The sequence below is a fragment of the Candidatus Hydrogenedentota bacterium genome, from assembly GCA_019695095.1.
Classification (GTDB): domain Bacteria; phylum Hydrogenedentota; class Hydrogenedentia; order Hydrogenedentales; family SLHB01; genus JAIBAQ01.
In genome coordinates this window covers 1-20,801 of record JAIBAQ010000004.1, presented here as the reverse complement: position 1 = coordinate 20,801, position 20,801 = coordinate 1, and the positions used below count along the sequence as shown (strand labels likewise).

The window sequence follows — 20,801 nt, the reverse complement described above, 5'->3', positions numbered from 1 at the left end:
CAGACCTCGAATTACACGGTAGGAGTATCCAACCCGCCATGCGGACAGTCTTCTTCGGCACTCCGCAACTCGCAGTGCCATCGTTGGCGGCGGTGGCACGCCGTCACGAGGTGGCCGCAGTTGTCTGTCAACCCGACCGCCCGCAGGGCCGCAGCGGCAAACCTGTTCCCCCGCCCACGAAGGTGTGGGCCGAGGAGCATGGTATTCCGGTGGTGCAGCCATCGAAATTGAATGACGGCGAATTCGAGGCGTGGCTGCGTGCGCAGAACCCCGGACTATGCGTTCTGGCGGCGTATGGACGCATGCTGAAGCAGGCTATCCTGGACGTACCGCCTCACGGTTTCCTGAATATGCACCCCAGCTTGTTGCCGCTGTATCGCGGGCCTTCGCCGATTCAGTCGGCCATTCTCAACGGCGATACAGAGACGGGGGTCACGATTATGCGGATCACCCTCGAAATGGACTCCGGGGATATTCTCTCGCAGGAGCGTGTCTCCATTCTCCCTGAAGACAATTCGGAGAGTTTAACGGACCGCCTCGCCGAACTGGGCGGCGAAATGCTCGCGGAAGGTGTGAGTCTCGTCGAAGGAGGCCAAGCCATCTTCACGCCTCAAGACCACGCGCGCGCCACCTATTGCAGGTTGTTCGAGAAGCGTGACGGGCGAATCGACTGGGCCAAGCCCGCAGCCGCACTCCATAATCTGGTGCGGGCGGCGAATCCGTGGCCCGGTGCGCAATGCCTTTTTCGCGGCGAAGTCTGCCGGATACATCAGTCGCTTCCGGTACGTTGCGATACGGCGGCTGCTCCAGGGACCGTCGTGCAGGTCGAGAAGGACCGGGCAGTCGTCGCGACGGGAGAAGGCGGATTGGCTGTTCTGGTCTTTCAAGCGCCGGGCAAACGCGCCCTGCCGATGCAAGATTACCTTCGGGGCCACGCGATTGACGTAGGCGAACGATTCGAGTCGATCCCATGACGCCGGCCGATCCTGTACGCCTTGCCGCCGTCGACGTGCTTCTTCGCGTGTTTGAGGAAGGCGCGTTTCTGAGCGACGCGCTCGATCAAATGCTCCGGAAGTCCACCATCTCGGAACGCGGGCGGCGCTTTTTGACTCAGTTGGTGTATGGCACGGTTCGTCACAAGGCGCTCTGCGATCTGGCCCTTTCGCGCATTCTGGATCAGCCAATGGACAAACTCCCGCGTCCCATTCTGGCGGTGATGCGGATGGGGGTCTTTCAGGCGTTGTTCTGCGACAACGTGACGTTCCCGGCCATGGTTCACACGAGCGTCAGCGTGGCGCGGAAACGGGGTCATGCGGGCACAGCCCGACTGGTCAACGCCGTGCTTCGGCGCGCGCCGCGATCGCTTGAGGACATCAAGCTTCCGCCGCGCGAGAAAGGGCTTGCCCGCCATTTGGGATTTCGGTATTCGTTGCCGCGCTGGATGGTGGAGCAGTGGATTGAGGAATTCGGAGAGGAAACCGCGGAGAAGTTGTGCGCGGCGTGTAACGAGCAGGCCCCGACGACCCTGCGCGTCAATACGACAAAGTGTACGCCCGAACAGCTCACTCGCTATCTCACTCACGCCGAATTCCTGGTGGAGAAGCGTACCGCCGTTCCCGAGGAGCTGACCGTTATCAAGGGATCGCCGCTCAAATCGAAGCATTTTCAGCAGGGCCAATACATGCTGCAAGACCCGGCTTCAATGCTTGCGGCGCACCTGATGCAACCGTTACCGGGGCAATGGGTATTGGATGTGTGTTCGGCGCCTGGAGGCAAAACCACCCACCTGGCCCAACTCGCGGATTCGCAATTGAATATTGTCGCGGCAGATGCCAACGCGGAGCGGCTTGCCCTCGTGCGCGAGAACATGGAGCGGCTGGGGCTGCGCGGAATTCACCCCATCGCCGCCGACGGCCGAATGGCGCCGTTTGCACGGAAATTCGACGCAATCCTGTTGGACGCGCCATGCACGGGGTATGGCACGCTGCGGAGGCATCCGGATTTGAAGTGGCGCGCACAGCCGGAGGACGCGGCGCGAATGGGCGCGGTTCAGCGCGAATTATTGCGCGCTGCCGTCGATCTCTGCGAAAATGGCGGCCGTATTGTGTATTCCGTGTGCACGTTTACCCGCGACGAAACAGTGGATGTTCGCGCGTTTGCCGAATCTTCGTTACCCGTGGTTTTGGAAGACGGACCTAAATGGCTCAACCCTTGGAAAATAAGTCCCGGAACATATCGAACCCTCCCCCACGCCGGCAATATGGACGGATTCTTCTTGATGCGGTTGCGCAAGGCGTCTTGAGCTCGTCGCTGTTCGGTCTTGGCTTCGTCTGGTGGTGTTTGCGTTGGTTCTTTGCCGGTTTGTTCTTTATCGGAATCATGGCGGGATCGGGATACTACGTGTTCAGCGAGGCGGTTCAAGGCGCAAACTGCGTGACCGTCCCTGACATCACGAACATGCCGGTCCAGGAAGCGGCCCGGGTACTGACCGCCAACGGTCTGGAGATGGGTACACAGACTGCGCGTGCGAGCGACAAGTGGCAGCCGGACTATGTCATGTACCAGACACCCGCGGCGGGCAAGGTCGTTCGCTCGGGAAGAAAGGTCTATCCCACTGTCAGCCGAACGGAGTTCGCTTCGGCACCGGACCTGCATGGTAAGACGCTTCAAGAGGCCATTGCCGAATTGGACCGTTCGCAGTATCAGCAGGGCCAGATTTCGCGTGTAGCGGATCAAGCGCCCGCCAATACGGTGATTTCGCAGGACCCCCCACCCGGGCAACCTGTCCCCGAGAACAGCAAGATCAACTTGCTGGTCAGCAGCGGCCCCGGCCAAGGGCAACAGCTCTACATGCCCAATCTCATCGGCATGACGAGCCAGGATGCCATCAAGACGCTGAAACCGCTGGGGGTCGAAGCGATTCCGGTGCAAGTCGATCGGCCCGACGCCCCCGCGAATGTCGTAATCGATCAGAGGCCTGGCACGGGAACACTCATTACGCCCGGCACACGGGTTTACTTCGATATTCGCAGCGATACCCCCATCGAGGGAGCATGGCGTGACGTTACGGTATCGTACACGGTGCCGCAATCGTGGATGCAGCGCGAAGTCCGGATCGACGTCATTACGAAAGATGGCGCACGGCAGACTATTTTCCCGCCGCAAGCGCAGTACGTCGACGGGAAGCCTCCGGTCCTCGATCCCGGAAGCAAAGTGAATCAGAAGATTCGTTTCCGTGATGAAATCATGGTCGAAGTATTCTTGGATGGAGTCAAGGCGCGCTCGTATCATTATGTGGGCGACGCAGAGCCAGAGATAGTGGATTTTGAAGATACCTCCGGAGGAAATACCTGAAGTGCCCCCCGTACGCATAGCGCCATCGATACTCTCAAGCGATTTCAGCAAGCTGGGTGATGAAATCCGGTCCGTGATTGAAGCCGGCGCTGACTGGATTCACGTGGACGTGATGGATGGCCATTTCACGCCAAACATCACGATTGGGCCGCCGGTGGTCGCCTGCTTGCGCGAACACTGCTCGGTGCCCTTGGATGTCCACTTGATGATCACAGACCCTGCCGCGTACATTGAAGACTTTGCCAATGCAGGCGCGGATATCATCTCGTTTCACGTTGAAGCGGTGAATCATCCTCATCGAATCATCAACAAGATCAAAGACTGCGGCTGCAAGGCCGGTATCGCGCTGAATCCGGGAACGTCCCAAGAAGAAATCGAGTTCCTCGCCGAGAATCTCGACATGGTTCTCATCATGACCGTGAATCCTGGATTTGGCGGGCAGAAGTTCATCCCGGAGATGGTGCGCAAGATTCAATACGTCCGCGCCATGATGGGCGAACGGGACGTACAGGTGGACGGCGGTATTGACCAAACCACGGCGCCGGTCGTCATTCAAGCGGGAGCGAACGTTTTGGTGGCGGGCTCGTACGTGTACAAGCACCCCTCTCGGCTCGAAGCCATCGATTCGCTAAAGGCAGCCGCTCCGGAGTATTCATCGTAGTTCCGGGCCTTGCTTGAGGCGCGTCTTTTATCCGCCCTGTTGTTGAGTCTGACGCGACCTGCCCAAGACGCTGTGCGTGAGCTTCCAACGCCAACCGGGTTCTTCGACCGTGCTTGGAACAAGCAGCGGCGATTCGCCAATCGGTTTGCCGGCCAGTTCTACCTTAACCGTGCCTGCAACCGCCCCGGCATCCAGCGGCGCTACCAATCGCTCGGGATGCTCCGCAACCAATTTGACCTGCTTCAGGTCGGTTTCCTTGGCAATGACCCAAACGTCTTCGCCTGCCGCAAGCTGGAGGCTATCGATTTTGGCGTTGCCCACGGGAACGGCCGGCTCAATGAGGTCGCCCTTGGCAATGATGCGTTCCCGGCGAACCGTGGAAAAACCCTGGTCGAGGAGAACGCGAGCCACTTCGAAGCGCTGACTCAAAACGGGGCATCCCATGACGACGGTGATCAAGCGGACTCCATTTCGCACCGCCGTGGCCGTCAGACAAAAGCCGGCAGCGCGCGTGTAGCCCGTTTTCAATCCATCGCAACCTTCCAGACTGAATAGGAGCTTGTTTGTATTGGGTTTCGGCGCTTCTTCGGGGCGCAACGAGAATTCCTTTACGCCAACCCAAGTCATAATCTGGGCCTTCGTAATGCATGCCTCCGCCAAGTGGGCCATATCGCGGGCGGTGGTCAAGTCGGATAATTGACCCTTATCTGGAGGCAGCCCGTGCACCGAGTGGTATTCCGTGGAGTTCATTCCCAGCTCTTTGGCGCGCGCGTTGGCCGCCTCAAGGTATTTGTCGATGCTGCCCCAGAGCCCCTCCGCTACGGCTGTGGCCGCGTTGTTCGCCGAAGCGACAGCAACGGCAGTCATCAATTGATCGAGGGACCACGTTTCATTGGGGCGCAACTCGACCTGAGTACCGCCCACGTTGGCGGCATCGGTGCTGATCTTAATCGGGGTCTCCAGCGTCCATTTGTTGGACTCAAGACCCTCCGTGACGAGCAGCATGAGCATAAGCTTGACCATGCTGGCGGGGGCATGGGGCTCGTCCGCATTGTATTCGTCGACAACGAGACCGGTGTCCGCGACCATCATGATGTAATTCGTGCAAGGAAGCGCGTCTTCCGCGCTCCAAGCGCCCGCGACACCTATCGTCAGTGCAAGTATGAAAACCCAAGACAGCCGTTTTGCGTACTCTCTCACGTCTTTAGACTCCCTTCTTCAAGCCGTACGGCATCCCTGCCTCACTTTATCATGCTTGATCGCACAGAGCCAACCATTGCGGCTCCCACTACCTCGCTGAGTTCCTTGACACTGAATGGCTTTTGCAGAAGCGGAAGCTCATCCTCGACGTCAAGACCTGAATACTCCGAGGGCAAACCGGTCATGACACAAACCTTAGCTCCGCAGTCACGGCCAAGCTGGCGAACCATTCCAAGGAACGATCCTTCCGATCCATCGGTACCGTCCAAATCGGCGAGAATCAAATCCGGCAGACGCTCCTTGAGACGATCACGCGCACGATCGAGATCGGTCACGCCCACGCAGACGAACTTGCGCCGCGACAACGCCGTGGAGAGCCAATCAAGCAAATCCCCATCATGACTAATCGCCAACACCATGCCTTTGTCGGCATGTGTCGAGTTGCGCCAGGCGAGGTCAGCCGTGTCATCCGAGAGTTCGGACTGTCCCAAAACATGTTTAATCATGGCGAGCAGACGTGCCGGTGCAAAAGGTTTCGCAAGAACAGGGACGGCCACAGGCACATGGTGACTGTCTTCGCGGCGAAGCCCCTCCTCACCAACCAGCAGCAGGACCGTGCAATCCAGCTCCGACCAATCCTGGGTTACGCGGCTCAGCATAGCGGCTCCGCTCAGGTCTTCCATGATCTCATCAACAACCAGGAGATCGTATTTCCGTTCCTTCCACTCGCGAATGGCTTCATGTCCCTTGACGGTGGTGTGAACATCGTATCCATCCCTCCCCAGGACATCGGCGAGCGCCTGCGCATATACACGGTCGCTGGCTACGCACAGAACGTTGAGTTTGGGTCCCGTGGGTTCGGTGAAGGGCACGCTGGCGTGATCGAATGCACATCCAGGCAGAACCAACGTGAAGATGCTCCCCTTGTTGGGTTCGCTTACGAGTTCGATGGTCCCTCCATGGGCTTCCGAAATGCTCTTGGCGATGGAAAGGCCTATGCCGGCCCCCTCGTATTTGCGGGCGAGAGTGTTGTCGGCCTGAAAGAACTTGTCGAAGACCCGCTTGTGCAGATTGAGAGGAATGCCGATACCCGTGTCGGCAACGGCCAGCGCGACTACTCCGTCTTCGCGCAACGTGCCCGTGATCGTGATTGTGTTGCCTTTCGACGAGAATTTGACTGCGTTCGAGAGGAAGATGGCGAGGACCTGCGCGATGCGCTTTCGGTCGCCCCACATCAGTACATCTTCTTGCGGACCTTCCGCCGACACCTCCAATTCGCGGGCCAAAGCTTGAGGCTTGATCGAGGCCGCGCATTCACGAAGCAACTGTCCCATTGAGAAGATCGTGTGATGCAGGCGGACTCCACGCACTTCCATGCGGCTGAACTCGATCATCTCGTCGATGAGGGTTCCCAACCGCTCCACGTTGCGCATTAATACGCGCAGCGCGCCTTGCTGTGCGGAGGCCAATGTGCCCAGGTTTCCGGACTCGAGCATTTCCGCATAGCCGCGCACCGTGCTCAAGGGAGTCCTCAATTCGTGCGAAACGCTCGCGAGGAAACTGTCTTTGGCGCGGTCCAACATACGCAATTCGACGTTGGCTTCTTCCAACTCGTGCGCGCGTTGTTCCAGTTCGCTTTGCATGCGCATCAGGTCGGTTACGTCGGTCATCACGAGCGAGAACCGGGCTTCCTGGCCCGGGGACTCTTCGATGGGCGAAATAGCTGCCATAACCTGGACGCTCGCCCCCCCCGTTCGAATGAGACTTAAGTCCTGCTGCATGCGATCGGCATATGAGGAACGTGCCACCTCGAACAATTCCAGCAGCCTTCCCTTGCTTGCGGCTTCCACGAAGTCGAACATATCGTGGCCGATGATATCTTCGGGATCGACCAGGAGCATTTCGCACATGCGGGCGTTTGCGAACCGCACCCTGTATGAGGCGTCGACCGTAACGAAGCCTTCGTTCATGTGAACAAGCAGTTCGCGGTAGCGCTGCTCGCTCTGCTGCAGGCGGTGCGTGCGTTCGTCCACAACGCGTTGCAGCTCTTCCGCATAGCGTTCGAGGCGCTTCGAGAGACGATGCTGTTCGGTTACGTCGCGGACGGTGGCCAGTGCTCCCGCAAAATTGCCCCGCCAGTTGAAGAGAGACGTGGCATTGAACCAGAGCTGACGTTCTTCACCGTTGACGCGCCAAGTCACACCGTATTCGGATGCCCCGCCTTTGGAACGTCCCGAGAAAGGCGTAAGCATCGGTTTCAGATCCAACTCTTCCGCCAATGCCTGGCTGTTCTTGCCTACGATGTCCTCGCGCTTCAATCCCATGATCTCGAGGAGGGCGTTGTTGGCGAGGGTGATCGTTCCGTCTGCGCCGGTGAGAATGAACCCTTCGTTCAAGTGCTCCGCCAAATGCGCAAAGCGTTCACCCATTTCCTCAATCTGTTGTTCTCTGCGGGCAATGATGAAGAGAATGGCGGCCAGGCCAACCACGAGGCTGACCAAGCCGATCCATCGGGACAACTCCTCGATGTTCTCGGGTACGGGGCTCGTACCGGTGACCGTATTGGAGAGATTTGCCACGGTGACCATAGCGCCGACGAACAACATAATGACGCCAGTAACGAGTACAAACCGTTGATATCCCGCCTGCCGGCCGCGGTTTAGGAGGATGCCCAGAGCGAAGGATGGGCCTGCAACGGAAATCAGGATGACAGTGAAACGGATTTCCGGGGCGCTGACCTCGCGCGCAAACCGCACGCCGCACAGACCCAATACGATGGGAATCATGTACAGCGGCAAGCGCAGACGCTGGCGAGTTGCACTCATTTGCGTGAACGTCCTTTCTCAATCGCCATATGCCGGGGCGCGCTTCTCGATTTCCAGAGTTGCCAGTTCATCACAGCGTTCGTTCATGGGGTGCCCGGCATGTCCTTTCACCCATCTCCAGTCTATCGTATGACTCTGCGTCAGGCTATCCAGTTTCTGCCACAGGTCTTTGTTCTTCAATTCGCCTTCGCGGCGCTTCCAGCCGCTTCGCTTCCATTGGGGCATCCATTCGGTAATGCCGCGTTTCACGTACTCGGAATCGGTGTGGAGGACGACGCGGCACGGCCGTTTCAGTGCTTCAAGCGCGCGCACCGCCGCGGTGAGTTCCATACGGTTGTTCGTGGTATTGGACTCTCCACCGGATAGCTCGCGTATTTTTTCGCCGTACTGAAGGATGGCGGCCCATCCGCCCACGCCCGGATTGGGACGACATCCTCCGTCTGTGAAAATCTCAACCAACGCTGCACTCATATCGTAATGATAACAACTCCTGAAAGGGTGCTGTTTTGAGACGCCCGCGCTTGACGAGCGCCACTCTCACGACCCCGTTTGGGTGTGGGAAGAAGTATAGCAACTCTTGTCAGGGACTTGCCCCGCTTTCAGCCGCGACCGGCGATGCGCCGGCGACAATGACGAGATAGAGACCGCCAAGTACGGCTACCAGCGCAACGCCCAGCTTCCACGTCACCGGCTCGCCAAGGACCCATGCCGCAAGGGCCGTGGCCAATGGAGGTTTCAGGAACAGGCTGCTTGCGGCTTGCGTAGCGTCGACACCTTCAAGGCCACGGAAATACAGGAGATACGCGAGACCGGTGACCACAATGGAAAGATAGGCCAACTGAGGCCAGATGCTCCCGAGTGAAGCGACGGTCTCCCAACGTCCTTCCCACACCACCATCGGGATGAAATAGAGGGCGCCACAACCCGCACAGAGGGCGGTTACGGGCAGACCGGAATACGGTCCGGCAACTTGCTTGACGCCAACGGTAAAAATGGCAATTGACAGCGCGCTAATGAGGGCAAAGGTCATGCCCCAGAATGAATACGTTGGAGACTCATCGCTCATCGCCAGGACGGCGATGCCTGCAAAACCCAGGACGACTCCCGCTACGCGCCGGATTCGCATCGGTTCGCGCATGACCAGCGTGGAGAAGAACATGGTGAGCAGAGGGCTGGTGCCGAAGGCAGTCGCCACGACACTGGCTCCTGCGTATACGAGGCTGTACTGATAGGTGATATTGGCAAGAACCACACCGATTGGCGCTACCCAAGCTACGTGCAAGAGTATGCGCGGGGTAAGGCGCAGGCCCTTGCCGCGCAAGTCGAATGGCAAGATGAGGAGCAACGGGATCGCGCCTACTCCGAAGCGCAGACAGGAAAGCTGAACCGGGGTAATCTTGCCGACGATCGTGCGCGTGACAACCTCGGCCGTACTCCAAATCACTACGGCAAGTAGCAGTTGAATCCGGCTGCCTGTTTTCGACTTTGACACGCTTGGCGCTTTCCTGGGAAATGCTGGAAGTTATCGTTCCGCACGGATCCGCAGCCACGTCATGAATTCCTGTGGCGCGTGCAGCGTACGTTCCGAGACAGGGCGCAAAGTAACTTGCTGCACGTCCGGGTAGCCGCCGTGCACGTAATTGCATTGCAGGTGAGCGGCATTGACTGCAAGCGCGGACCCGATGCGGCTCTCGTCAAGTCTGGGGGCTGCAGGAATTGTCACGACATTGTCGCTCATCGGTTCGCTGTAGAAGAGCGGATTGAAGTGCTCATCAATCCCCAAAAGCCAAGGCCCGTATTGCACCATCGCTTCGGTGGGTTCCGCCGTAAGTTGAGAGACATCTGCGACAGTTCCATCGCGCATCAAGAACTGCAGTTTATATTCGAAACTCAGTTCTGCAGTCTCCCCCGCGCGAAGTGATTTATCCAGGACCAAGTAGCCGTCTTCTTTGCCGGACTTGAGGGGTTGGCCGCCGGAAGCAACGGATTCGCCGAGCATCCAGTCCGGAACGCGTATGGAGATGGGCACTCCCTTCTCAGGGGCCTTGTCCACGCGTATGCGCAGGACGCCGTTTTTCGAGGAGCGGTCTGCGGTAGTCGTGATTCCGAACTCGTCATTCGTCCATTGCACGGAATCGATGAGGTTGACGCGAACGCGATTCGAGTCGCACGTGACAACGGCGTCCAGCACGTCGCGGAAGGCGCGCATGCCATGCATCGTGCAGCACCACCACGCGCGGCCGTGACCGCCCTTTCGCGTGATTCCCTTGGCGGAGTAGAAGTGATGTCCAAAATCTCCGGTCGCGTACTGGTTCGCGTAGAACTGGTTGTAGAGAATATGTTCGGCGCGATTCAGGTAGCCGGCCTTTCCGGTAATCCGCCAAAGCTGAAGACCAAGCCTCAGGAAGTCGGCTTCCGAACAACCTTCATCGCATTCGTAATTGGGGTCGCCAAAGAATTCTTTAACGCCGCCATAGACCATCAACTCCGGTGACGTGACAAGTGATTCATAGAGCTTCTCCACCGTCTCAAGCAATGCCGAGTCGCGCGAAGCCTCATACTGCATGACAAGGCCGCGCAGTGTCGTGAGGTAGCCGTGCGAATGTTGTTTTCCGCGTTCCGCGGGAAACCATGTCTGAATGCTTTTGCATGCGTCCAGGTAGCGCGAGTCGCCGGTGGTGTTAGCCAGCATTACCAGCCCTTCGTTGAGCTGGCTGAAACAGATCATCCCGGAGGCTCCAAGGCCGAGCACACGATTCTTCACTTCCTCGTTCGAACACGCGGCAACGGCCGCCAGCAGGAAGTCGCCCAATCGCTTAGATGCAACCAACACGGAGGGATCGGATTTGTGTGCGTAGTACTCCATGAACCCGACAAGCAGCCGTCCGTTGCCCCACAAGAGCGCCATATGCTCACTGCCAATGGCACTGGGTTCGAACGGTAGCGATTCCGCGCCGAACCGTCCATCTGTCTTTTGATGCTTGAGGGCTTCGGAGACGAGTCCATCCACATAGGGGCTACTCTTTTCCAAAGGCACCTCGGAGAAGGCACCGATGACCCGTCCCGACAGATCGCCGCTGTAGTTGGAAAAGCGCCGTGGATAGTCAGGGCGCAGTTCCACATCCGCCAGGACGAAGTCGGGTGTAAAGCGAGGCTCCCCGCCTTCGAGCATCCGAGACGTCACCAGGTCGATGCGAGCCCGAAGCTCCCCCGCCTCCGTGACGGTATTCTGCGCGTGGCCCGCGGCGGACAACAGCCCCACTATCGCCACAAGGACAAAACAAGAATATGCTGCTCTCATCGTGTTACTCCGTGCATGACGGCAGTCGCCTATCGAACGGCTATGCGGCCTTCGATATATTGCGCCGTGAATTCATGACGCTTCGTGCGCGCCAACTCGGCCGGGGTACGCCCGTCCTTGTTCCGCACCGATGCGTCTGCCCCCCTATCGATCAGAAGCCGGACCATTGCATTGCGCCCGTGCATGGCCGCCATATGCAGTGGCGTATCACCAAAGGCATCTCGTGCCTCAAGATTCGCTCCAGAATCCAGCAGGACTTTTGCTCGCTCCGTCACCGTCCACCACGCCGCCAGATGCAGGGGCGTGAGACCAGTTGAGTCCTGGGCATTCACCTCAGACCCGTGCTCAAGCAGCCATTGAACCATCGGCGTGCTTCCACTGGTGACGGCCATGTGCAAGGGCGTCTTGCCGCGTTCGTTTCGGGCACTTAGGAGCGCGGAGTCCTGCTCCAACAAACGTGCCACGGCGGAGATGTCCCCCGCCGCGGCACGATCATGAATTGAATCTGCGCAACCCGTCACCGCGAGGCTCACTAGAAAAAGCATCGCGCAGCGGGCAAATCGGATGAGAAAGCCGGTTGAGCGAGCGGTCTGGGCAACTGCCAGTTCGCTACGGCGCCGCAACCGTGGCCTTCTCGTAGAGTTCTTTGGCATTCTCCGGCGTCACTTTCGTGGGTTGCAGGATTAAGCGAGGCTCAACCGGCTCCCCATTGAGCATTTTGATGGCGACATCCAGGGCTTCCGAGGCGCACGGCGGATAGATAAAGGTGCAGGCCAGCACACCATCCATGACTTTCTTGATACCGCCGGCTTCTCCACCCAATCCGTCGACACCGACGAAAATCATTTCCTTTTCGCGACCGGCTTCTTGCGCAGCAAGGTAGCAGCCAATTGCCATTGGATCGTTGTGCGCATAGACCACGTCGATTTTCGGATTGGCCTGCAAGATGGTCTGCATCCGCTTCTTCGCCTCGTCTTGCAGCCAGTTCGCGACTTCTTCGATTACCTTTACGCCCGCGATGGTATCGATACTCTTTCGCGCGCCGTTGTGACGTTCTTCCTGAGGCTTGGTCCCCAGGTAGCCCTTCATTTCGACGATGACCGGGTTCTGCAGGCCTTTTCCTTCGCAGTATTCCTTGACATACTGACCGGCCATCTCGCCAATCACGACGTTATCCGCACCCACGAAAACATCGTAGACCGGTTCCGCGAGATCGCGTTCAAGGCAGATGACCTTAATACCCGCATCGTGGGCTTTCTTCACGACTGGAGTCAGGGGCGTCGCTTCGTTGGGCGCGACAATCAACAGATCCACCTTTTGGGTGATCAGGGTTTCAATCTGGGCGCGTTGGCGCGAATTGTCCTGTTGCGCATCGTGAATGACCAACTCGTACTTGTCTCCGTACTCCTTGATCTTCGATTGAAAAATGTTGTTCTGTGCCGTACGGTAGGGTTCGGCGCTGTTGCATTGGGAGAACCCGATCACCAACTTCTTCTGCGCGCCTGCCGCAGGCGTCTGACCGCCCGCGCCTTCCGTAGGACCGTTTGTTGGAGTTGACTGCTGTCCGCATCCCAGCATCGCCACGCACATCGCCACCGCCAACACGCCAAAGCCAAACCGTTTCACTGGATTCACCCTCCCCGTCGTCAAACACAACACTGGTATGCCCGCCCAAACGATTCGTATACCGTGCGATTAAGTGTCTCTTTTCGTGCCCACCAACTGCAACCATACTGCAATGACGATAATCACTGCCTTCAACATGAACTGAATATTTTCATCGACGTTGTTGAGCCCAAGCAGGTTGGAGAGGATGCCGAGCGCAAGCGCGCCCACCATGGTTCCAAAGATGCTGCCTTTGCCGCCCGCAAGGCTTGTCCCGCCGATGACGGCTGCCGCGATGGCATCCAACTCATAGGCGACGCCCGCGTTGGGGTTCCCTTGATAGTTTTCGCAGCAATGCATGATGCCGGCCACGCCAGCCAGGAATCCGCACAGCGTATAGACTCGAATTTTGACCCAATTGACATTGATGCCGGTCAGTCGCGCCGCCGTCTCGCTCCCGCCAACTGCATAGAGATACCTGCCGAATCGTGTCATGCGAAGCAGAATGTGGCCGATGGCCGCGACAATGAGAAACGCCGGAATCAAGAACATCTTCTGGGCAACGAATTCGACAACCCGCGTCACGGAGCCTTCGCCAAAGCCGATATCGATATTGGCATTGTCGACCAGCCACCGCGAGAAACCTCGACTCCCGATCATGGCCGCCAAGGTGACGATGAATGGCTGCATTCGAAGACCGGAAATGAGCACGCCGCTCGCGAGCCCGAAAAGCGAAGCAGCCAGCAAGGCAGCGGCAATGGCGAAAGGCAAAGGCCACTGTTTGGCGGAAAGCGTGTGTGCGAATATCGTTCCCGACAGCGCCAGCAGCGAACCCACCGACAGATCGATTCCACCGGAGATGATAACCAATGTCATCCCCGTCGCAATCACGGCGATGACCGCAATCTGTTGCAGAATATTCGCGAGGTTCGCCCCGCCTAAGAATATGGGGATACCGTTGTGAGAAAATGCGAACACCTTGCTCACCGCGTAGTCCCACCCAGACGCGCTGGCAGGATCCACTTGCCGATAGGGTGAGAATACCGTCGCGAGGATTATCACAAACAACAGTGTTCCAAACGGCCGCACCCAATTCTGGCGCAGAACTCCCCTCAATCTGCTTGTCATCAATGACGCTTCCTGTACGTTCTTCTACCGCCTCTACCCCGCGAATTGCCCCATCCACGGAGAATTGCCCATTCTTGGGTGTACGTCTCGCAAAGTCGACGATAGCGAGATAGATCTACTTCTATTTGTGAGCAACCCGGGCTACAGTTTCTTCTTCGGAGTGAAGATAACGGTACTGTCCTTCACTTCTATACTCTCCATGGCTTCCAGCGCGGGACGAATATCCGGATTGTTATTCATCTCGTCTGCGAGGTTCTGCGCCCGCCATGCCCCCATGACCTGTTCGGGCGCGGCCTTCCCATTCATCTCCGCCGACTCGATATGGATATGGAGCTTCCCGTTCTCCATTCGCGAAGAAAGCGTGACCGCGCCATTGAAATACCGGCCTGAAAATCCAATCGCGTCCAGCGGGATGCTGGTCTCCGCCGTCATTTTGTCTCCCTCAATAGTCACGTGAAGCCGACCCTTCATTGGAGCCCATTCCGGATCATTGGCAATGACCGCATTGATGTCATCGCCCGTCAATACCAGGGGACCCACGGGCGTGCCCTGCTTGACCGCAGCGACAAAGGTCTTGATGCGCGCGTCAACCGCTTGGAACTCCTCGGGTGTGGCGGTGCTCACGGGAATATCTTTCGGGGCAGGCTCCGAATACGTCTCAACCACGTCCTTCACGAGCACGTATGCGGTAATGGATAGAACGACCACCAACGCGACGATTGCGAACAGACATCCGCAACCGAATAACAACCAGGGAAATCCCTTGCTTTTCTGCGGCATTGCCATTGGGGCACTGTACTGAGGTTGACTCATCAGAGGGTCTCCCTTCTTACAAGAACCGCAAATCTACTTGCGGCCTCGCCGTTCCACTTTCCATTCTTCTTCCAGCGACATGGATGCTCCTGTCGCCAGAGTTTTCGTTTCGCTTTGTAGGGCCACTCCGTACGTCTTTGTGGCGTCATCCAGCAAGCACAGGAACGTACAACCATTAGACACGCCCTCGGGCTTAGACGGTTTATCCGAGAGCTTACGCGTCCAAAATCCCGACTTATTCTCCGTGGCGCAACCCGAGGCAAATGCCCCCAAAACGACTTTCTCGGCGCGCGCCGTCGGCGGAACAGGGATGAGCCAATACTTGAGCGATCGTACTACAAACGGCACAAGCTGCGCGCCGCCGGAGAGCATGCGAACTTCTCCCTCTTTTCGTTCCAACCGCACCGAAGACCCAGCTTGAAGGCGCGCCGTGTTGCGAATTGCGCACGGCCCCGGTTCGGGTCCCGCGCGGAACGCTGTCACCCGAAAACGTGCTTTCCCCTCGCGCCCCACCAATTGGACCTCCTTCTTCACCTGCATTCCCGATACCGATGAAACAGGACCAAGCACCGCGAAATAATCGGACCTTACTTCCAGCACTTTGCCCGGTCCACGGCGGATCGCCGGATCCAACCCCGTAAACGGCAACAAGTCGGTCTGGAGTCCGCCCGCGTCCACCCAGTCGTGCTCTCTCTCCGATTCCTTGGGAATCGGAAGCGGAGCGATGGCATTTTCGCCTCCCGGAACCCCCACAAATCGCACGGCAAACACTCCGGGGTCGAATTCTACACGGATGGCGCCGTTATCCAAAACGATGAGGTCCGGTTCGGCCCCTGTCCCGCTCACTGCCGCGACCAGAAACAAGAGCATAGCTACCGCTCTCTGAACCATGTGGCGCTCCAACGTCATTGTGCCGAAATAATACGTCAAATGCAAATTTCCCACAAAAGTAGATGCCATAAAATATGGCTTTTGTTTAAAGAGACGGATGTAATTCGATACACGATTGCCTCACAATCGGGAAACCCTTGCTCCCGGCACTTCGTCGCGCTATTCTTCCGAGCGAGAATAGCACTACGCAAGCGAAATGAGAAGGCTTTGACATGATGCACGGCCCAATTAATCGCAGAGACTTCCTGACTTTGGCGTCTGCCGCATCGCTTTCCGCGGCCGGTTGCGCGACTTGGGCCCGACACGAAAAGCAGCCGACCCGACCTCCTAATTTCGTGTTCATCCTGATTGACGACCTTGGATACGCGGACGTTGGGTGCTTCGGCAGTACGTTTCATGAAACGCCAAATATCGACCGGTTGGCTGCGGGCGGAGAACGCTTCACACAAGCCTACGCCGCGTGCCCGGTCTGCTCCCCCACTCGCGCCAGCATCATGACGGGCAAGTACCCCGCACGCCTGAAGCTCACGGACTATCTCAAGGGCAAGCGGAGCCCGGAAGATTCTCCCCTATCACCCGCGCCTTACCTGGATGAGTTGCCGCTGGAGGAGATCACCGTTGCGGAAGCTCTTCGGACGGCGGGGTATGCCACGGGACATGTCGGGAAGTGGCATCTGGGCAAGCGTGGATTCTGGCCCGAAGACCAGGGATTCGATTTCAACTTCGGAGGCTGCTACAGCGGTATGCCAAAGAGTTACTTCTGGCCTGCCTGGAAGGGCAATCCGCCAATCGAGGGTGAGTCGGAAGGCCAGTATCTCGCGGACAGGTTGACCGACGAGGCCTGCCGGTTTATTGAGGCGAATAAGGACCGTCCCTTCTACCTCAACTTTTGCCACTACTCGGTCCATGTGCCGATAGAAGCGAAGCCAGACAAGTTGGCGAAGTACGAAGAGAAGCTGAAGCAGCATCCGGCCAATCCCGGCGAACAAAACAATCCGCGATACGCGGCGATGGTGGAATCGGTCGACGACAGCGTCGGCCGTGTAATGGAGACTTTGGAGCGTTGTGGGATTGCAGAAAACACGGTGGTGGTGTTTTTCTCCGACAACGGTGGTCTATCCGTCGAGGAGGGCGCGCACACGCCGGCGACAACGAATGCTCCGCTGCGAGATGGCAAGGGTTACCTTCACGAAGGCGGTATCCGCGAGCCTATGATTGTGTCGTGGCCCGCGGCCATCGCGGCAGGAAGCGTGTGCGAGACTCCGGTTTGCAGCATTGACTTCATGCCGACGGTCTGCGCACTGGCGGGCGTGGACTTTCGGTCTGCTGGGGCGCGCGATGTGGATGGTGTCGACCTATCCGGATTGCTGCGAAATCCTCGCGCGACGCTTCGCAGGGATGCGTTGTATTGGCATTATCCCCACTTCTCCAATCAGGGGGGCCGGCCTGGAGGCGCAGTACGTGCAGGTGACTGGAAGCTTATCGAGAACTACGAGTATGGGAAGCTGGAACTGTACAACCTGAAAGACGACATCGGCGAGGCCAAGAACTTGGCAGAAGTTGAACCCGCTCGCGCGGCGCAACTTCTCGAAATGTTGCGAGCATGGCGCGATCGCGTGGATGCGAACATGCCGACGCCCAACCCCAAATACGTGCCGCCAACTCGATAAGCCTGGGCCCAAGTACCGCGACGCTCATTCGTTTCCGGCGATTCTGTATCATGCAGCCGGGTGTTCCCATATTGCGAGGAGAATGTTCTATGGCTGTCCTGATGCTCCTTGGAGTGCTGTTGCACGCGACCACAGCTAACGAAGTCTCGGAGGCTACACCGCCCGAATCGATTCGAATTGCGTCGGTGCAGATGGCCGTGACCAATGACATGAACGCGAACCTCCTTCGGATAGAGAAGGGCATCTCCAAAGCAAAGGCCGAGGGTGCGCGCGTTGTGGTCTTTCCCGAGACTGCATTAACGGGCCTTTCCAAGGAAGCCATTGAATCGCTGGACTGGGAGCGGCTGGATCAGGCCATCGAGCGTATTCGGCAAAGGGCACGGGACACTGAGATGTACGTGATCTTCGGTGCGGCATCCCGTTCCACTTCCGACAAGCCGTACAACACCGCATTCGTCATCGGACCAGATGGTGAAGAGGTTACGCGGTATCACAAGAACTTCCCTGAATCGTGGTTTCAACCCGGCGATCACATGGCGCTCTTTTCCATCGACGGGATTCCGTGCACGTTGATCATCTGTCACGATAGCCGTTTCCCGGAACTTGTGCGCGTGCCGACGATCGCGGGGGCGCAAATTTGCTTTTATATCAGCTACGAAATCAATGGACGTGAAGGCGCGCTACGAAAGAAGGAAGGATACCGGGCGCAGTCCATCGCACGGGCGGTCGAGAACAACATCTGGTATATCCAAAGCAATGGAATTGGACCGAAGCATGGCAAGTCTTTGAGCTTGGGAAACAGCGTGATCGTCGATCCCCGTGGAACGGTTGTGGCCAAGGCGCCGCAATTGCGTGATCGGATGTTGGTCGTGGACGTGCGGCCCGGAGACGCAAAACGCTCGAACGCGCTGGAGGGACTGAGCGGCAAGGCCCTGCAGGAGTGGTGGAAGGCCGCGCAGGATCAGCTCAAAGCATGGGATGCCGCACACGCTGCCTTCGCACAGCCGAAGTCTTCCGAAGAGGGACACGTGAGGCTGGCACTGATGCAATCCATGCCCGTGAAATGGGACTTGGAATCGAACTTCGGAACCTTCCTTAAACAGCTGGACGAGGCGAAAGACGCGGATATCTTCATCACGCCGGAGTGCTGGCTGGATGGTTATGCGGCGGCGGACCCGGCGTCTTCACCGGAACGCCTGCGAACTGTCGCGCAGGACCTGTCGTCAAGCACCTACCTTCAGCGCGTCGCCGAAGAAGCGCGCAAACGGAAGACGTACATCTGTTTTGGGTTCACGTCACTCGAGAACGGGAAGATCTACAACTCCGCCGGGCTTTGGGATGACGCAGGCAAGCTGATCGGCGTATACCACAAGACCCATCTACAAACGCACGACCTTCAGTTCGCACAGGGGGAATCGCTACCTGTCTGGCAGACGCGTTGGGGAACGGTAGGCATCATGATCTGCGCGGACCGGCGGTGGCCCGAGACCGCGCGAACGTTGCGGCTTCAAGGGGCGCGGCTGATTTTGAACCCGACGTATGGCATGCATCACCTGACCAACGAATACTGGATGCGCACCAAGTCGTACGAAAACCAATGCTTCATCGCGTTTGCGCACCCCAGCGTGGGACTCGTTACCGATCCGCGAGGCGGACTCGCCGCGAAACGCTTTGACAATCCTGGCGTGCTTCTGTGCGACGTGGACCTCAACGCGTCCACCGACGACAATCACCTTCGTGACAGGCGCCCGGAACTCTACGGCATCATCGCGGACCCCAATGTGCGGTTTGGCGATAAGCCCTGATCGTCTACTTTGTTCCAAAGCTCTCAGTGTGCTTCAGTATGAAATCGACAATCGGCGTCGGGTCGACAAGACTGTGGGGATGATGCGCCACGCCCGGCTTGTGAATCACAGCGATATCGCCGCCTAGTTTCTTGTAGCGTTCTTCCAGGATGGCGGTGTTCTCCGAAACGGGAACGTCCGTATCGGCATCGCCGACCACGTGCAACACCGGGATCTTCGCCTTAGCAATCGGATCAAGCACATCAATGGGATTCTTGAACTGGGCAAAGGCCTGTTCCTCGGTATAGCCGTAGGCCTTTAGCAAATCCTGCCACGCGGAAGGATTACCCGGGCTGGTGAGTTTTCCCGAAGGCCAACTCCGGATGTCGCACACCGGAGCATCGGCGTAGATGCACGAGACTCGCTCGGGATGAAGCGCGGTCCAGTTGTAGCAAATAAGTCCGGCGCGGCTCAGTCCTTCCAGAGCGACCTTCTTCGACAGCCCTTTCTCTTTCGTCAGGAAATCGTAGAAGGCGTCCCATTCCTGCATGGACTTTGGGCTGCTGTACATGTCGGATGTTTCGAGATAGACGACATGAAACCCCTTCGCGAGAAGGGCGGTGTCTACCTGCGGCTCGTGCGCCCAGAAGAGCGCCCGCCAAATCCACGGCTTTCCTGGTGCCGCTTCCTTGGGTACCACAACCATGGCAGGACGTTCGGCACACTCGAAATCGTATTTGTCGTATCCGTTCCAGTCGCTCTTCGCGCCCGGAAACGGCGCGTCGGCCGCAAAAGCCAATACGGATATTGTCGCGAAGGCAACTACAGCGCCGTACACTCTAGTTTTCATGTCTCCCCCTAAACCCGAACCCAGTGTTCGCATCCCACGACTATACACGGGTCGCGGGGTTGAGAGCACCTGCCTGTACGCAATGCAGACTCCCACTTGTACCACTCAGTCGCCTCGCTTATTCTGAGGGCTGCCGTTAGACAGGGCGTGTAAGTTGCTTTCGCCCTTTCAGGGCTCATATTGGGTGGGGGTCGATACCTGGGGTTTCGATTCGCGTCTGAAACGCGAATCTCACCCCAGGCTAGAGTATTTCGCGCTTGCAGCGCTCCGGAGAAGCGGACCGGTGAAGCGGAGCGGAAGGGCTAAGCGGAAAGGCTGAGCGTGTGAGTGATTGAACAGTTGGCATGTTACCCGATGTCGAATGATGGCCGTTAAGTTGACCAATATTGCTGCCACCGATGCCCGCGATTGCGCGGTTCATTGTTCTGCATAAAACGGAGTGCGCAAAATGAATAACCGGGTTTGCTTTCACCCCCCCTCTCTTCTCTTCATTGTGGCGACTGCTATTGGTCTAGCCTTTTCGCCTGTCACCATTGCACAGGAAGACGCGGCGCAAGAGCAGCACAAGGTCATTGGGGTTCAGGATACGAACGCCGCCCAAGACAGTTTTCACCGGACAACGCATGCGGACGCGCAGTGGTATCCGGAGGCGGGGTTGGGTTTGTTCATCCACTGGGGGATCGCGAGTGTTCAGGGCGATGCGGAGTTGTCGTGGGCGA

18 protein-coding genes are annotated in these 20,801 nt (G+C 57.9%); 7 read left to right on the top strand and 11 right to left on the bottom strand.

Annotated features, from left to right (window positions below):
- Positions 1-38 precede the first annotated feature (38 nt).
- The 4 genes from fmt to rpe are packed head-to-tail and all read left to right on the top strand — an operon-like array spanning position 39 to position 4,015.
- Complete coding sequence (gene fmt, locus K1Y02_01295) at positions 39-974, top strand: methionyl-tRNA formyltransferase (GenBank protein ID MBX7254965.1); 936 nt, start codon at positions 39-41, stop codon at positions 972-974.
- Positions 971-2,302, top strand: coding sequence for a 16S rRNA (cytosine(967)-C(5))-methyltransferase RsmB (rsmB, locus tag K1Y02_01290; protein ID MBX7254964.1), 1,332 nt, complete (start codon positions 971-973; stop codon positions 2,300-2,302). The genes fmt and rsmB overlap by 4 nt, the downstream gene beginning before the upstream one ends.
- Positions 2,299-3,354 (top strand): PASTA domain-containing protein, encoded by a 1,056-nt coding sequence (locus tag K1Y02_01285; protein MBX7254963.1) that lies wholly within the window; start codon positions 2,299-2,301, stop codon positions 3,352-3,354. Before rsmB ends, K1Y02_01285 begins: the two co-directional genes overlap by 4 nt.
- A gap of 1 nt (position 3,355) precedes the next feature.
- The gene (rpe, locus tag K1Y02_01280) at positions 3,356-4,015 is read left to right on the top strand and encodes a ribulose-phosphate 3-epimerase (GenBank protein ID MBX7254962.1); all 660 of its coding nucleotides are present in this window, start codon (positions 3,356-3,358) and stop codon (positions 4,013-4,015) included.
- A 27-nt stretch (positions 4,016-4,042) separates the two neighbouring features.
- Here rpe and K1Y02_01275 read toward each other — a convergent pair whose 3' ends face one another.
- From K1Y02_01275 to K1Y02_01230, 10 genes are all read right to left on the bottom strand, one after another.
- Positions 4,043-5,215: a D-alanyl-D-alanine carboxypeptidase gene (locus tag K1Y02_01275; protein ID MBX7254961.1), complete on the bottom strand. Its 1,173-nt coding sequence runs from the start codon at positions 5,213-5,215 to the stop codon at positions 4,043-4,045.
- Between the two features lie 41 nt (positions 5,216-5,256).
- On the bottom strand, positions 5,257-8,040 hold the full coding sequence (locus tag K1Y02_01270; protein MBX7254960.1) for a PAS domain S-box protein: 2,784 nt from the start codon (positions 8,038-8,040) through the stop codon (positions 5,257-5,259).
- Positions 8,041-8,058: 18 nt separating this feature from the next.
- Positions 8,059-8,511 (bottom strand): ribonuclease HI, encoded by a 453-nt coding sequence (gene rnhA, locus K1Y02_01265; GenBank protein ID MBX7254959.1) that lies wholly within the window; start codon positions 8,509-8,511, stop codon positions 8,059-8,061.
- Positions 8,512-8,620: 109 nt separating this feature from the next.
- Entirely contained in the window at positions 8,621-9,532 is a 912-nt protein-coding gene (locus K1Y02_01260; GenBank protein ID MBX7254958.1) for a DMT family transporter, read from the bottom strand.
- A gap of 30 nt (positions 9,533-9,562) precedes the next feature.
- Positions 9,563-11,341: a glycoside hydrolase family 127 protein gene (locus K1Y02_01255; protein MBX7254957.1), complete on the bottom strand. Its 1,779-nt coding sequence runs from the start codon at positions 11,339-11,341 to the stop codon at positions 9,563-9,565.
- Between the two features lie 29 nt (positions 11,342-11,370).
- Positions 11,371-11,805, bottom strand: coding sequence for an ankyrin repeat domain-containing protein (locus K1Y02_01250; GenBank protein ID MBX7254956.1), 435 nt, complete (start codon positions 11,803-11,805; stop codon positions 11,371-11,373).
- A gap of 145 nt (positions 11,806-11,950) precedes the next feature.
- On the bottom strand, positions 11,951-12,967 hold the full coding sequence (locus K1Y02_01245; GenBank protein ID MBX7254955.1) for a substrate-binding domain-containing protein: 1,017 nt from the start codon (positions 12,965-12,967) through the stop codon (positions 11,951-11,953).
- Positions 12,968-13,036: 69 nt separating this feature from the next.
- Positions 13,037-14,074, bottom strand: a complete 1,038-nt coding sequence (locus K1Y02_01240; GenBank protein ID MBX7254954.1) for an ABC transporter permease — start codon at positions 14,072-14,074, stop codon at positions 13,037-13,039.
- 141 nt (positions 14,075-14,215) lie between these two features.
- Entirely contained in the window at positions 14,216-14,887 is a 672-nt protein-coding gene (locus K1Y02_01235; protein ID MBX7254953.1) for a hypothetical protein, read from the bottom strand.
- A gap of 33 nt (positions 14,888-14,920) precedes the next feature.
- Positions 14,921-15,778, bottom strand: a complete 858-nt coding sequence (locus K1Y02_01230) for a hypothetical protein (protein MBX7254952.1) — start codon at positions 15,776-15,778, stop codon at positions 14,921-14,923.
- 212 nt (positions 15,779-15,990) lie between these two features.
- Here K1Y02_01230 and K1Y02_01225 point away from each other — a divergent pair, with 212 nt between their 5' ends.
- On the top strand, positions 15,991-17,448 hold the full coding sequence (locus K1Y02_01225; protein MBX7254951.1) for a sulfatase: 1,458 nt from the start codon (positions 15,991-15,993) through the stop codon (positions 17,446-17,448).
- An 89-nt stretch (positions 17,449-17,537) separates the two neighbouring features.
- Positions 17,538-19,253: a carbon-nitrogen hydrolase family protein gene (locus tag K1Y02_01220; GenBank protein ID MBX7254950.1), complete on the top strand. Its 1,716-nt coding sequence runs from the start codon at positions 17,538-17,540 to the stop codon at positions 19,251-19,253.
- 4 nt (positions 19,254-19,257) lie between these two features.
- Here the strand turns inward: K1Y02_01220 and K1Y02_01215 are convergent, their stop codons facing one another.
- Entirely contained in the window at positions 19,258-20,082 is an 825-nt protein-coding gene (locus K1Y02_01215; GenBank protein MBX7254949.1) for a prolyl oligopeptidase family serine peptidase, read from the bottom strand.
- A 448-nt stretch (positions 20,083-20,530) separates the two neighbouring features.
- Here K1Y02_01215 and K1Y02_01210 point away from each other — a divergent pair.
- Positions 20,531-20,801: hypothetical protein (locus K1Y02_01210; GenBank protein ID MBX7254948.1), on the top strand; the 271-nt coding region annotated here is incomplete at its 3' end.

Coding starts and splice junctions, on each gene's coding strand:
- K1Y02_01240 (MBX7254954.1), bottom strand. CDS start 14,074: ATGACAAGCAGATTGAGGGGAGTTCTGCGCCAGAATTGGGTGCGGCCG.
- rnhA (MBX7254959.1), bottom strand. CDS start 8,511: ATGAGTGCAGCGTTGGTTGAGATTTTCACAGACGGAGGATGTCGTCCC.
- K1Y02_01225 (MBX7254951.1), top strand. CDS start 15,991: ATGATGCACGGCCCAATTAATCGCAGAGACTTCCTGACTTTGGCGTCT.
- K1Y02_01255 (MBX7254957.1), bottom strand. CDS start 11,341: ATGAGAGCAGCATATTCTTGTTTTGTCCTTGTGGCGATAGTGGGGCTG.
- K1Y02_01220 (MBX7254950.1), top strand. CDS start 17,538: ATGGCTGTCCTGATGCTCCTTGGAGTGCTGTTGCACGCGACCACAGCT.
- K1Y02_01270 (MBX7254960.1), bottom strand. CDS start 8,040: ATGAGTGCAACTCGCCAGCGTCTGCGCTTGCCGCTGTACATGATTCCC.
- K1Y02_01215 (MBX7254949.1), bottom strand. CDS start 20,082: ATGAAAACTAGAGTGTACGGCGCTGTAGTTGCCTTCGCGACAATATCC.
- K1Y02_01235 (MBX7254953.1), bottom strand. CDS start 14,887: ATGAGTCAACCTCAGTACAGTGCCCCAATGGCAATGCCGCAGAAAAGC.
- K1Y02_01230 (MBX7254952.1), bottom strand. CDS start 15,778: ATGGTTCAGAGAGCGGTAGCTATGCTCTTGTTTCTGGTCGCGGCAGTG.
- fmt (MBX7254965.1), top strand. CDS start 39: ATGCGGACAGTCTTCTTCGGCACTCCGCAACTCGCAGTGCCATCGTTG.
- rsmB (MBX7254964.1), top strand. CDS start 971: ATGACGCCGGCCGATCCTGTACGCCTTGCCGCCGTCGACGTGCTTCTT.